General features: G+C 59.2%; 7 protein-coding genes and 5 pseudogenes. 5 read left to right on the top strand and 7 right to left on the bottom strand.

The annotated features are described in order from the left end of the window. Positions 1 to 1065, top strand: a 1065-nt coding sequence (locus NKJ11_RS19555; RefSeq protein WP_352794071.1) for an ATP-grasp domain-containing protein, incomplete at its 5' end; no start/stop codon positions are given. Between the two features lie 307 nt (positions 1066 to 1372). Here NKJ11_RS19555 and NKJ11_RS33875 read toward each other — a convergent pair. Further along, positions 1373 to 1890: pseudogene (locus NKJ11_RS33875) on the bottom strand (transposase); the annotation flags it as partial. 374 nt (positions 1891 to 2264) lie between these two features. On the opposite strand from NKJ11_RS33875, the gene NKJ11_RS19545 reads away from it, so the two are divergent. Further along, a complete protein-coding gene (locus NKJ11_RS19545) occupies positions 2265 to 3533 on the top strand; it encodes an NAD(P)/FAD-dependent oxidoreductase (protein WP_352794070.1) in 1269 nt (422 codons plus the stop codon). Positions 3534 to 4104: 571 nt separating this feature from the next. Here the strand turns inward: NKJ11_RS19545 and NKJ11_RS19535 are convergent. Further along, entirely contained in the window at positions 4105 to 5262 is a 1158-nt protein-coding gene (locus NKJ11_RS19535) for a mandelate racemase/muconate lactonizing enzyme family protein (protein WP_352794068.1), read from the bottom strand. 941 nt (positions 5263 to 6203) lie between these two features. Further along, positions 6204 to 6419, bottom strand: coding sequence for a transposase (locus NKJ11_RS19530; RefSeq protein WP_352794084.1), 216 nt, complete (start codon positions 6417 to 6419; stop codon positions 6204 to 6206). Positions 6420 to 6425: 6 nt separating this feature from the next. On the opposite strand from NKJ11_RS19530, the gene NKJ11_RS19525 reads away from it, so the two are divergent. After that, positions 6426 to 6620 carry a hypothetical protein gene (locus NKJ11_RS19525; RefSeq protein WP_352794066.1) on the top strand — a complete coding sequence of 65 codons (195 nt, stop codon included), beginning with the start codon at positions 6426 to 6428 and terminating at the stop codon, positions 6618 to 6620. Positions 6621 to 6746: 126 nt separating this feature from the next. After that, positions 6747 to 7947, top strand: a pseudogene (locus NKJ11_RS19520) (IS256 family transposase). 57 nt (positions 7948 to 8004) lie between these two features. Here NKJ11_RS19520 and NKJ11_RS19515 read toward each other — a convergent pair. The 4 genes and pseudogenes from NKJ11_RS19515 to NKJ11_RS19500 all read right to left on the bottom strand — a co-directional run. After that, a pseudogene (locus tag NKJ11_RS19515) lies at positions 8005 to 8272 on the bottom strand (transposase); the annotation flags it as partial. Positions 8273 to 8504: 232 nt separating this feature from the next. After that, entirely contained in the window at positions 8505 to 9266 is a 762-nt protein-coding gene (gene istB, locus NKJ11_RS19510; protein WP_352794064.1) for an IS21-like element helper ATPase IstB, read from the bottom strand. Continuing rightward, positions 9236 to 10824 (bottom strand): annotated as a pseudogene (istA, locus tag NKJ11_RS19505) (IS21 family transposase). The gene istB and the pseudogene istA overlap by 31 nt, the downstream one beginning before the upstream one ends. Before the next feature lie 654 nt (positions 10825 to 11478). Then, a pseudogene (locus tag NKJ11_RS19500) lies at positions 11479 to 11736 on the bottom strand (transposase); the annotation flags it as partial. Between the two features lie 602 nt (positions 11737 to 12338). Between NKJ11_RS19500 and NKJ11_RS19490 the strand changes: the two are divergent. Further along, positions 12339 to 13703, top strand: a complete 1365-nt coding sequence (locus tag NKJ11_RS19490) for a serine hydrolase domain-containing protein (protein ID WP_352794062.1) — start codon at positions 12339 to 12341, stop codon at positions 13701 to 13703. Positions 13704 to 14046 lie beyond the last annotated feature (343 nt).

Raw genomic sequence — 14046 nt, 5'->3', positions numbered from 1 at the left:
ACAAACAATCTCGATGCGCTGATCCGCGAATGTGACCAGCTCCGCGCGACCTATGATCTTGCTGGCATTACGAGCGCCAGGGAGGCGGTCTATGCGACAGTTGGCAAGCTCTGCCAATATTTCGATCTGCCGGGACCGAACCCTGAATCGATTGAACGATGCTGCGACAAATTCATTCAACGTCAGCTCCTGGCGGAGGCTGGCATTCCAATACCTGCTTATCGGTTGGCCGCGAATGCGACGGACGTTGAAAGCGCAGCGGCGGAGATCGGCTTCCCGGTGATTGTCAAGCCAGCCGTCGGCAACGGCAGTTACGGGGTCCGACTGTGCCGCGACGTCGACGAGTTGGCCGAACATACAACCTATCTGTTGGGCGGGAAGCACATATGGCAGTCCGACCCGAGGATCCTGGTCGAAGAATTCGCACAAGGCCCCTTTTGTTGCGCCGAAATAATGGCAGATGAGGTCATTGGAATTGCGGCCGCTGACTTCGGCCCGCCACCGCATTTCGTCTTTCGTGAGACGACCTTTCCGGCCCTGCTGACCGAAGACGAGCACGAGCACATCGTTGATCTTTCGTTGAGCTGTTTGCGAGCTCTCGGCCTCGGCTGGGGGCCAACCTGCATTGAATTCCGGTGGACCAAGCGCGGCCCAGTCGTCATTGAGGTCAATCCGCGCCTTGCTGGCGGGGTCCATCCTCCCTTAATTCAGTTGGCTTACGGGATCGATCTCGTCACCGAACACATCAAGCTTGTCATCGGCCAGGAATGGGATTTGCGCAGAAGGCATTCGCACACTGCGGCGGTGCGGTTCCTCATTCCTGATCGCGATGGAATCCTCGACTGGATCGGTGGCGACACTCAGGCGGCTGCTATACCGGGTATCGCCGAGGTCAAATTGAATGTTGAGCCCAAGACGCCGATCGTCAGGAAGGGTGATTACCGAGACTGGATTGGGCATGTCATAGCTGCTTCACCAAGCCTTGCTGAAACCGAGGGCGCTCTTCAACGCGCAGTCGCCCTAATCGGTTGGTCTATCACACCATTTCCGACCCTTGGCGAATAGAAACAATCAGCGGCGCTTCACCTCTCTGCACGAGTGCATGTTGGTGCCATCGTCGCCGAAACGCCTTAGACAAATCTTTGCGAATTGAGGAAAAGCAAGCGGCTGCCGCGATTGGTCAGATTCGACTGATGCCTGCTTATGAACAGGGTTTGAAACGCCACGGGTTTGGTCTGGGGCAAGTTCTCTTGGCCGGCGCAGATAAGACAACCAGCGTTGCCGCTACAATGAGCGGTCGGGCCTTCAACAACTTCTCAAAATTTGCGCTGTACCGTTACCAACGATGCGCTACTCCCGACCTTGCCAAGCACGTCCAGGGCGCCAGGCCGGCGAGGACTGCGATCTGGCGCCGATCGAGGCTTCCGAGCTCGGGCAGTTCGGCGATGAGGGCGCGCGCCACCGTCGGCCCGACCCCGGGAACCCAGGTGAGTAGCTTCTCCCCCAGCTGCCACAGCGGCGACTTGCGGAGCGGTCGTGGAGGTCGGCATTGAGGCTCTTCAATTCGCGCCGCAAGGCAGACAGCAGCTGCCTGATGCTCTTTCTGGCCTCGCGTGCCGTGAGCATGCGCTGGCGATTCTCCTCCTCCACGATCATGGCCACGATCTGCCGGAGGTACAAGCTCGCCCAGCGCTCTGGTCTCGGCGTCAGGCAACGGACGCAACTCGGCTCCCGTGGCCGTCACGAAAGCGGCGATGACGGCCGCGTCCAAAGCCGCAAGTTCCTCCACCCCGGCATGGTCATTGCCGACCGAAAACGCCTCCCAAAGGGCGCGACATGCACGTCAAGCCGATCCTTCGAGACATCGATCCTCACAACAACAGCACCCATCCTGTCCCATCCTTGCCTAATCGGCTTCGCTTGCGGCCCAAGCGACCCTTCGGGTTCGATGGAACGGCGGACGAAGACCCTCGCTCTCCCGCGGGCTTGGTCTCCAAAGGGGGTGGTGTCGCCTCGGCCACCGCAACCGTCAGCACAACGGATTCGGCAGATGACAAGTTACAAGGGAGCGAATGAGACGTTTGATTGGAATGGATATCAACTATGACCGCATCGCGGTTCTTTCGACGTCCACAAAGCTTCGATACTTCGATACCCGGAGACACTGAATTAATTCCCAAGTCACCGGACCAAAATTGTCAGAGTGGTGGATGCCATGCCGGTGTCATACCAGTGCCTATGAGAGAGAAAACCAGATGTCTGGAATGAGCGTAGTTGTCATCGGCGCCGGCATTGTCGGACTGAGTGTCGCCTACGAGGCGCTACAGAGCGGAGCAGCGGTCACAATCATCGATCGCGAGCCTGAGGGCGACAAAGCGTCATTCGGCAACGCAGGCGGCATCGCTGTAACCGAAGTGATACCCTCTTCTGTCCCGGGATTGTGGAAGAAAGTGCCCTTCTGGCTTCTGGATCCTCTTGGCCCACTAGCGATCCGGGTCAGGCATATGCCTCATCTTTTCCCGTGGCTTTGGAGTTTCGCGAAAGTTGGCACAGCACCCGAGGTGCGACGGATTTCTGGCGCGCTTGCGGAAATCAACAGCCGTGTTTATGACGATCTTGTGCCGCTCTTCACCAAGGTGGGTCTCGCGAATGATCTGTTTCGTAAGGGAGCGCTAACGGTCTACGAGAGCGAGGGCAGTCTGAGACGCGACAAGCCGGAGTGGGATGCCAAGCGTGCGCTCGGCGTGGAGACCAAAGAGTTGTCGGCGTCGCAGGTCAGGGACATGGAACCGGCGCTCGGTTCAATAGTGAAAAATGGGATATTCACGCCTCAATGGTCGCATGTTTCGGATCCGAAAAAAGTGGTGGATGTTCTTCGGAATTGGCTCATCGCAAACGGCGCGAGAATCTTGAGAGGCCAGGTTGACTGTTTAAATCCTACGACCGACGGTGCCGTACTTTGGCTAAACGGTGGCGAGATACTCAGGGCAGCAAAGATCGTGATTGCGGCGGGCGCCTGGTCGGCGCAACTTGCCAGGCAGTTGGGAGACCGCGTGCTTCTCGAGAGCGAGCGCGGATACAACACGACGATCGCCTCGCCGGGGATTGCCCTAGAACGGGAAGTGATATTCGCAGACCGAAAATTTGTGGTGACGCCGCTTTCGGTGGGATTGCGGGTCGGTGGGGCGGCCGAGTTTGGCGGATTGAAGGCCGCGCCGAACTATGAACGCTCGAAAGCTCTCGTGAGGCTCGCTAAGCTTTATCTTCCAGGCATGAAGGGGGAAGGGGGCATTGAGTGGAGTGGCCACCGGTCTGCCACGCCGGACAGCCTGCCCGTCATAGGGGAGTCTGGTTCGAGCCGGCATATCATTTATGCGTTCGGTCACGGCCATCTTGGACTGACACAGGGCCCAACGACTGGCAAAATCGTCGGTGACCTTCTGTTCGGACGACAGCCATGCCTTAATCTGACGCCGTTCTCTGCGTCCCGTTTTTCCCATAAAAAGCAAAATTTTATCGTTCCCCAGATTTGATATGCGATGGCTGAGAACCCTTTTTGCGCGATCAGAAGAGGGCTCGGCGCTCATGTTCAAGCCGCCGGCACCATGTCACGTCGGCTTGGCTGCAGGTGCGACGCTTCGCAAACGGTGCGCAGCGAGCAGAACTTGAGATAAATGTCGACGTGCCGTTTGCGGTGACGCCCGCGCCTGCGGGTTGAAGCGCTACATTTTCCGAGCATCTCGCGCAGGGTCGGGACGTCAAGCATGGCATCGGCCAGCAGACGCTTCAGGCTTGCCGTTCTCCTCCTCGAGGCTCTTCAGCCGGATAACGAGGCTAACCTCAAAGCGAGGACAATTCAGGGGAGCACGTCAAGCGATGCGGTCAAGGTCAGGGAGAACCAGGAGAGCGGATCAACTCCATGCGTGTTTCAGAAATTCGCGGACACCCATTCCGCTAATTCGCGGACTGGAGTGCACCCCTAGACTGAGACACAGAAAATCGGGGACAGTTTCTGGTGTTAAGCTTATGCGGCCTTTTCCATCTGTCGTCTGCGTGAATGCTTCTGTTCGCATTCTTGCGTCAATATCAGTTGACAAGCAAGCGTCAGGCAGGATCGAGTTGCTCGATAGCATCCCAATTTACCTCGACCCCGAGTCCAGGAGCCTCAGGCACGATAGCTTGGGCACCACCGAAAGTTACGCCGCCAGATAACAAATCATCACGCCCAAGCGTGAGAAAGGTAACATGACCTTCGCAGTCGACAGGATAATGATCTCTTATGACCGCTGCGACATGAGCGGAGGCGGTATCACCTACCAGGTTAAAAGGATTGGTATCCACGCTGACGCCGATACCTGCGGCGGTACACATGCCAATGATCTGGATTGCCGGGTAAAAGCCCCCCACACGATTAAGCTTTAGAACCACACGGTCGCACGCCTGTTCAGCGATGATGGTTATCATCGCCTCCGGCGACCACACGGATTCGTCAAGTATTAGCGGCGCTCGGGACCGTTCACGAACAAACTGCGAACCCACTATGTCGCCATAGTGCAGTGGCTGCTCTATAGAAAGATTATAATGTTCTCGGTACTTCTCCAATTTGGCTACAGTCCATTTCGCATTACGCCAGCCTTGGTTGGCGTCCGCATCAATATACACGTCTGACGGGGTGGCACCTAGCGCCGCTTCAAGAAGAGCTAGCTCGGACGTCATACGCTCATGCGAGAACCCGTGATGCAGCATGGTGTCCCCGACCTTTATCTTAAGCCCTTTAAAGCCTTTCTTTGCGCAGCTGCAGCATGCATCCGCCATCTCATTCGGCGACTTGTGATAAAGATTTGTGAGCAGATCTAACCGCGTCCGGTAGGCCCCGCCGAGCAGTTTATGTATGGGAACGCCGTAGGCCTTGCCAACGAGATCATGCAAGGCCATATCCACGGCTGTCCGAGCTGTGCGGCCGCCCGGCATTCCACCTGAGTATACTCGCTCCATAAGAAGATGGGCTAAGCCGAAATTGCTGGCGTCATGACCTTTCAGTGCCTCTGCATAAAGACGAAGGCAGCTTGTCATTTGCGCACTCGTCTCACCAAGGTACCAAACCTGGCTGGTTGCCTCTCCAACGCCGATTAGCCCATCCTCGCTGGTGATGCGGACGATGTAAGAAGGCGGCGCGCTCGGCCAGACAGACTCGTCACTGTCCCAGGATTCCTTCAGCGACCGGCAAGGCAACTGCCAATAATCGATAGCTACGATCTTCATTTTTTTCCTCCGAATGGGCGCGTTTGATTCACCTTTGTGATCAACCACCGTTGAAGAGAGCTACACAATCAATCGTATATTGGGATCGAAAATACCGGGGTCGCATTTCATATGGAGCTTCCATTTTATCTACGCGTGTCAACTGGAACTGCCGTTTGCTGAGCGGGAAAGCGAGGCCCAGCAGTCGCGACGGCGTTTCTGGTGAGTGTGATTGTGAAACGATCTCTCCTCAGTTCGCGTTTGCGAATAACCACGCATGTATCGTGCCAGAGGAGAAACTGTTTGAAGACAATATGATGGCTCTCATACTGCTATGTCGTATGTCCAACATTGTCGACCATCGGACAACGCGGAACCGGTTTGAATGAGGCGTGACTTCGGCTTTCCAGGCGAAGAAAACCTGTTCGTCATTGTTGGGAGATGCCGGGCACCGGATACCTGCTGTCGGGTTTGGCGACCCCGCGACACGTTCGTGGTCGGACTAATTCTTGCTGCACTCTTAACTTAAGCCATTGGAAAATATGTGGAAAATTCCTGCCTTCGTGATCAGCTAGATCGGCATGAGGTTTGCGGCTTCGGTGCGAGGCGGCGGCATGCCGACTGGAACACTCCTGTCGCGGGTCACTACGATGGGTGTAAACGAGGAAAGCAGAGCACATGTCACGGCTGCGTCAGACCACACTGTACGGGAAGCGGGCATGGGCAAGTCTGCGCCCACACACGGTGCTCAACGCCCCAGTCGATGGCTCGGCAGAAGATCATGATCGTCGGCTGCAACCCGAAGCCGACTCAGCGGGCCTGATCATGAACGCGAAGTCGCGCGATACGGTCCTGTGCCGCTTCAAACTGTTTCAAAGGGTACCTGCGTTGCAAACGACAAGGCTGCAGCCGAAATGCCGCAGATTCGGCCTTTGTTTTTGTGAAGGAGGCATGACAATGAACTAGGGTCCGGACTCAATTGAGCTCCAGGTTATGGCTGCGGCGAGAAGCATGCCAGCTAGGAAGTTCCTTGCGAGCTTGTCGTAGCGCGTGGCGATGCGGCGGAAGTCTTTGAGCCGAGCGAACATGCGTTCGATGAGATTGCGCTGGCGGTAGGCTTCGCGATCGTAGGGGATCATCGGCTTGCGCCTGGCGATGGACGGAATGACGGCCTCGATCCCGCTTTGAGCGAGAAGCGTGCGCAGACGATTGGTGTCATAGGCCTTGTCGGCGAGCAGCCTCTAGACCGGTCCCGCGGCGAGGAGGAGTTCCTCGGCCATCATCACGTCATGCAGATTGCCGGGAGCGATCATCAGGACGCGCGGCCGGCCAGCAGCATCGGTCAGCGCGTGGATTTTGGTCGTGCGGCCGCCGCGTGATCGCCCGATGGCCTCTGCGAAGACCCCCTTTTCCGCCGGCGGCGGAGCGGTGCGCCTTAACGTGCGAGGCGTCGATCGGGGACTGTCAGGAATCTTGTGCGTGATGATGGAAAGGAGAATCATCGCATGGCCATTGAGAAGGAAGTACTGGATCGGTTGCTTGCCGGGCGCGACCCGCAGGAGCTGTTTGCCAAGGACGGTTTGCTCGACGATCTGAAGAAGGCGCTTTCGGAGCGGATACTGAACGCCGAATTGGACGATCATCTTGACGAGGAGCAAGCCACAGGACTGGCGAACCGGCGCAACGGACATTCGAAGAAGACGGTTCTGACGGGCACATCGAAGCTCGAACTTTCGATCCCGCGTGACCGTGCCGGCTCCTTCGACCCGAAGTTGATCGCAAAGTATCAGCGCCGCTTTCCCGATTTCGACGCCAAGATCGTATCCATGTATGCGCGCGGCATGAGCGTGCGCGAGATCCGCGGCCACCTGGAGGAACTCTACGGCATCGACGTTTCGCCGGACCTGATCTCGGCCGTCACCGACGCCGTGCTCGAGGAGGTCGCCGAATGGCAGAACAGGCCGTTGGACGCCTGCTTTCCCTTGGTCTTCTTCGACGCCATCCGGGTCAAAATTCGCGACGAGGGCTTCGTGCGCAACAAGGCGATCTATATCGCGCTCGGCATCCTGCCCGACGGCGGCAAGGAGATATTGGGGATCTGGATCGAGCAGACCGAAGGCGCCAAATTCTGGCTGCGCGTCATGAATGAGCTGAAGAACCGAGGTGTCGCCGACATCCTGATCGCCGTCGTCGACGGCCTGAAGGGCTTTCCAGAAGCGATCAACGCCGTATTCCCGCAAACGGTCGTGCAGACCTGCATTGTGCACCTTATCCGCCATTCATTGGAGTTCGTGTCTTGGAAGGACCGCAAGCCTGTCGTGCCGGCGCTGCGGGCGATATACCGGGCCAAGGACGCCGAAGCCGGCCTGGCCGCGCTCAATGCCTTCGACGCTGGCTACTGGGGCCAACGTTTCCGGCAATCGCTCAGAGCTGGCGGCGCAACTGGCTCCATGTCGTGCCGTTCTTCGCATTCCCCGAGAGCGTGCGCCGCATCATCTACACGACAAACGCCATCGAGGCGCTGAACTCAAAGCTGCGGCGGGCCGTGCGAACGCGCGGTCACTTTCCCAATGACGACGCGGCGATGAAACTGCTATATCTGGTTCTCAACCCGCCGCCGAGGAATGGAAACGCGCCCCGCGCGAGTGGTTCGAGGCCAGAACACAATTCGCCGTCGTCTTCGGCGAAAGGTTCGTCAGCCAATGACGACAACCGGCCTCACGCACAAGATTCCTGACAGTCCCCGTTGATCGCGGCTGTGCCGATCACACCCGTGCTGCCGGTGAGCGCCTTGAACATCGCCAGCCAGATCCCCCGACGGCTCCAGCGATTTGAAGCGGTTGTAGACCGTCGTGTAGGGCCCGTATTCGGGCGGACAGTCGCGCCAGCGTGCGCCCGAGCGCAGCATATGCATGATGCCGCTTATGACACGCCGGTCATCGACCCGATGCGCACCGCGTTGACCCCTTGGCAGCAGTGGCTCGATCTGCTCCCAATCCTCATCACTCAGCCAATAGAGCTGCTTGCGCATCAAGGCCTCCTCGATTCGGAAGCCTTGAATCACAATTCTGCCCCAGCCGGAATCCTAATTGAGTACAGACCCTAGGTCAGCTCATCATGAGCACTGAAGTCTTGCTGGCTAAATGCGCATTTCGCTGATTGTGAGCAGCCGTTTCAGGCGATGGTGAGCGCTCGTTTCGTTTGATCGTGAGCAGGTATCTCGGGCGATCATGAGCGCTGTTTCGATCGACGTGTTCATTGATTCAGGTGTTTGAGGCGCCGTCAAGAGGGCGGGCGCGGGCATTGTGTTTTCGCATGCTTTCTCCGGTGAGCTGAAGGCGGTGAGCATTGTGAATGAGGCGATCCAGGATGGCATCGCCAAGGGTGGGATCGCCTATGACATCATGCCAGTGTTCCACGGGAACTTGGCTGGTGACGATTGTGGAAGCGCGGCCATGGCGATCGTCGAGGATCTCGAGGAGGTCTCGCCGTTCAGCCGCAGTGAGAATCGCCAGGCCCCAATCGTCGAGGATGAGGAGCTGAACGCGCCCGAGCGTCTTGAGCAGGCGGCCATAGGGTCCGTCGCCACGCGCCAGGGCGAGTGCCTCGAACAGACGTGGGACGCGATGATAGAGGACCGGCCGGTTGTCGCGGCAGGCTTTGTGACCTAGCGCACAGGCCAGCCAACTCTTGCCCAGACCCGTTGCGCCTGTAGCGAGCAAGTTCTCATGGCGGTCGATCCAGTCGCCAGCGACGAGCCTGGCGAAGACGGCGCGGTCGATACCGCGCGGCGTTCGCAGATCGATATCTTCAACGCAGGCGCTTTGACGCAGCGCGGCGAATTTGAGCCGTGTCGTGAGCCGTTTGGTGTCGCGCTCGGCGGCTTCGCGATCAACGAGAAGCCCGATGCGCTCCTCGAACGACAAGGCATCCAGATCCGGCGATCGTCGCTGCTCCTCGAAGGCCTTGGCCATTCCGCTCAGGCCGAGTGCGATCAGCCGCTCATGCGTTGGATGGGTAAGCATTGGAATCTCCGTGGTTCAGTGGAATAGCCCTGACCGCGGATGTTGCCGTGGCGCAGGGCTTGGGGATCGGGGGTGTCGTCGAGAAAGGCGCGATCAAGGCCGGTCTTGAGGATCGAACGGATCGAGGCGGCGGAGCGTGCCTTGATGAGGATGCCGCGTTCGCAGGCTGCGTCGACGCGTGCGTTGCCGTAGCTCTTGGTCAGAGACAGGATGCCGAGACAGGTTCGAAAGCCCTGTTCGGGATGCGGCCGGTCGGCGATGACGGCCTGGAAGAAGGCGGCGGCGGAAGGACCAATCTTCTCGCCGGCCGCGATCAATCCTCCAGGCGTCCACTTGCCGTAGCGGCGATGCGCGCTCGGCATGTGATCGGCAATGGTCGTATGGCCGCGCCGGTTGGGCGCACGGGCGTGGCTGGCGATCCGCTGACCCTTGTGGAAGAACTCGACGGTGTTGTCGGCGATGCGCACATCGACGAGCTCGCGGATGAAGCGATAGGGCGTGGAATACCAGTGCCCGTCGACCTCGACATGATAGTCGGGCGCGACGCGGCAACGCTTCCAGCGCGCAAAGACGTATGGCTGATCTGGCAGTTCTGCCAGCTTAGGCCTGTCGATCTCGGCGAACAGTTCGGCGCGGCTGGAGCCGAAACCGCGCATCTGGCGGGGCATTGAGTTCGGTGACAAGCAGGCGGATGGCGCCGTTCAGCTCCGCCAAGGAAAAGAAGCGATGGTTGCGCAGCCGCGCCAGGACCCAGCGCTGCGCTATTTGCACGGCGACCTCGACTTTTGCCTTATCCTTCGGGCGTCTCGGCCTCGCTGCGAGGACTGCGGTGCCGTAATGGCTCGCCATCTCGGCGTAGGTCCGGTTGAGGCCGGGGTCGTAGCGATCGGGGTTGGTGACGGCGGCCTGGAGATTATCGCAGATCACGAACTTCGGCACGCCACCCAGAAAGGCAAAAAGATTGGTGTGCATACCGATCCAGTCGGGCAGGCTCTCGCTCGGGCACGCCTCGGCGTAGGTATAGTTCGAGGCGCCCATCGCTGCGACGAACAGCTTCATGGCGTGCTCTTCGCCGGTGACGGGATCGAAGATGTCGAAGGCGTCGCCGGCAAAGTCGACGAAAACTTTCTCGCCGCCCAGGTGCGTCTGCCGCATTGAGGGGCGTACGCGTCCTTTCCAGGCCTCGAAGCTCGTACAGAACCACGTGTGGCCAAAGCCGTCGGGATTGGCGGCGCGATACTCTTCCCACAGCAGCACCCGCGTCATACCGCGGCGGCGCAGCTCCTTCTCCACATGGCTCCAATCAGGCACGGGCCGCCGAGGGCTTGTGCGACGCTGACTTGGGCGCTGGAAACAGAAGAAGCTCAAGGCCTTCGTCGTCCATACCTTGGACCAACGGCCAGGTCAGCCCGGCAAGGCGAGCTCGCCGTAGGTATCCATGCACAACCCCATTGCTGATCCCAAGCATGCGCGCAATGACGCGCTCGGTGAGGCCCTGGACATGCCTTGAACGGAAAACTTCTCTGATCCGGCGCATCGACAATCTCTGGGTTGGCATCAGGCTTCCTCGTTGCATTGACGAGGCAACCTGTAGCCCGGTTGAGATGTCGGCCGAAGCGTCCACAACCTTCGAGAAGGCTGCTCACGATCGTCTGAAATCGTTGCTCACGATCATCTGAAATCGCTGCTCACGATCCCGCGAAATCCGTGCTCACGATGCGGTGAAATCCGTGCTCACGATCGACTGAAATACGCACTAAAATATCATCGAGAACTCTTCCCGAGCTCACCCTCTCCAATGATCTGCCTTTTCTGATGGAGGCGCTTGATTGTCTACCGGCCGCGATTCAACGGACTATGGGCGCCATCGTTAAGATAACCCGGCAGTGACCTACAGGGGCATCGGGAACTCAATCCCAACTCTGCGACCACGCCTCACCGTCGCCCTAGCCAATCGGCTTCAACGATGTCCATGCTGCACCCGGACCACGCTCAATACCCGTCGATCTCACATTTTATGACGCAGTAAGACTAGCCCGATTAATGCATGCCAATATGCGGCGGCTTGATGCGGCGCGGGGGTCGTCCCTGCGGCGCCTTTTTTCGAGCCCGTGGGGCGCGGCTTGATCCGTCGTGATTGCAGCGGGGTTTGGGTTGCGGTCCGGCGAGTCGTTTGGGGGGTTGCGCCCCGTCGGTTAGGTGACGAGTTGCGAATGCGGTCGAGGACGATGCGCTGGATGGCCTGGTCAGGACAGGATGTTGGATGTTGGAAGATACAGGAGGCATATCGACCACACACGCGGCGATCTTTAGGAGGCGTAGGCGCGGCGCGTCGAATTGGGCGACTGCCAAGCGCGAGCACTTCGGCATTGCGGCCCGCAGACACGAGCCAATAGACGCCGGCATCAATGAACAGACGGAACTGGCTGGCGGTCGCCTTGGTGCTGGACGTCCGGTCTGCGGCCAAATGCCTACCAGAACCTTGGCGCCGACCTCGACGTGACGTAGGCGATGATGCGCTCGACGGGGCCGGGATGCGAACCGCGATACTCCTCCCACACTTCCGGCAAGCCGCAGCATCTGTTTCAATTCGTCTCGTGGTCACTTTCTCTTTGCCGGGATCAAAATTTCCCCCTTCATCGTGGGGCTTTGAAGCTCCCGATCCTGGATCACGAACTTTGCGGCCGAGAGGCCTCACCCACAGCCTCATTCATTGACCGATGGACTGTGAAGACCTGCGAGAGTGGCCGCAACAGGCGGCTACGGAAGGACGCCGACCAGCATCTAAATTGGTAATAGTCTTCCTCCACGGGGCGGCCGTCTGATCCTTGTGCGGCGCAACCCGCGACACCAATGAGTTTTGGCACGAACTCTGCAGGCTGGCCCACTTCTTGCGGACTTACGGATGACTAGCAATGGCCGCCGACGCGACCACCCTCGAGGTGCCGTACCGGAACGATCACGTACGATAACCTGCGCCCTGCGGTGCGGCGAACTTCGATCGGGCTTGCCGCTACCCCAACGGAGCTGAAAGCTGTCTATCCAAAACTGGCTAAAAGAAGAATATCTGCAATGAAAATGAGCGAACACAATTCTCCTCTGTTGCCGTCTCATCGCCTCGACTCCGCGCTGCTCGAGCAAGCACGTGTGGAGATGCAACGCGATGGAGTTCCGGGAATCGCCCTCGGCGTCTACCGTGACTGCTGTGCCGCGACCGCCGGCCTAGGTGTAACAAACGCGCTACATCCGCAGCCGGTCGGCGGCGACACGTTGTTCCAGATCGGGTCAATCACCAAGACGTTCACCGCCACCGCCGTCTTTCAGCTCGTAGAGCAGGGGCGCCTCAGCTTGGATGATCCGGTTCGCGCCCACCTGCCACAGTTCACCGTCGCGGACCCGGGTGTCTCGGCTGCCGTGACCGTCCGCGATTGCTTGACCCACAGCTGCGGCTGGGAGGGAGACTTCTATGAGGATCACGGCTGGGGCGAAGACGCGCTGGCCGCCATGGTCGCCCGGATGGGCAAACTGATCCAAGTCACGCCACTGGGTCGGATGTGGTCATACAACAATGCCGCTTTCTATGTCCTTGGACGAATCTTGGAGGTGCTGCATGGCTGTCCCTTCGAAGACGTGCTGGATAATGCGCTGCTCGCACCGCTCGGTATAGACGGCACTTGCTTCTTCGCCCACGACCTGGTCCACCGCAACTTCGCCGTCGGGCATGCCGAGCACGGCGGGCAGACAGTGATAGCACGGCCGTGGGCGATGCCCCGCTGCGGTAACCCGATCGGGGGCCTGATCGCCAGCGCCGACCACCTCATGCGCTACGCACAGTTCCAGTTAGACGGGGCGGCGGTGCTCGGCGACACCATGCGGGTGGCTGCCTTTGAACCAGCCGGCCCATTGAGCGACACCCCCGAGATCGGATTGGGCTGGTGGCTCGACGAGAGTACCGGAGAGCGGGTTGTCAGCCACAACGGCGGCGCTAACGGACAGCCGTGCTTGTTTGCTATGATTCCGTCGCGGCGCTTCGCCATGGCCGTTCTAACCAACGGCGCGAATGGGGGGATCACAGCGCAGCGACTATTGGCATGGGCTATGCGTTCCTACTTTGGCCTCGCCTCGCCCGATCTGCGAATCCGGCCGCTCCTCGATATCGAGGCTTGGCTGGGAACCTACGAGACTTGCCTGGAAAGCTACACCTTGCGCCGCGAGGGAGAGCGGCTCGTCTTTGATGAAAAACCGTTAAAGGAGTGGCTCGACTGTTTGACGCCGCCCCCAGCTTCCCAGGTCGGTATTGAGGTTCGAGCGATTAGGCCGGACAAGATGCTCATCATTCCGGGCGGGCGCGAGCAGTTGGTCGGAACCGTCTTGCGCGACACACTCGGCGAGAACCGTTGGCTCCGCCTCCGACGCCGAGCCGCACTACGCAAATGAACGGGCGCCGCTCGACCACGAGCCAAACATCACCAGGAAGGCGTCGCCCTCGTTAAGCGATTAGAATTCCGGGCTGAGTACGCTCAGAAGCTGTCGGAAGAACTTGCGATCAAGCAAAATGGAACTGGCCGTCGGAATGGCGGTATCGGGCACAGACACCGCTGACCGGCGCACGGACGGTTCGCATGGTGAAGATCGGTGAACTCCTCGTCTTCATCCGATCTGGACGACAGCTGGCCTCAGGCTATTTGCGACGCGTTCTCGCCCGACACCCAGTTGATGCCGCAGCCGGGCGGGAAGTGGAGCATATCCGACGACAAGCATACCTATACAGTCGAGCTCT

The organism is Mesorhizobium sp. M0243, from assembly GCF_040321775.1.
In the GTDB taxonomy this organism is placed as follows: Bacteria; Pseudomonadota; Alphaproteobacteria; order Rhizobiales; family Rhizobiaceae; genus Mesorhizobium.
Note: the sequence above shows the minus strand (reverse complement) of the source record. Positions and strands in the feature narration are given on the sequence as shown.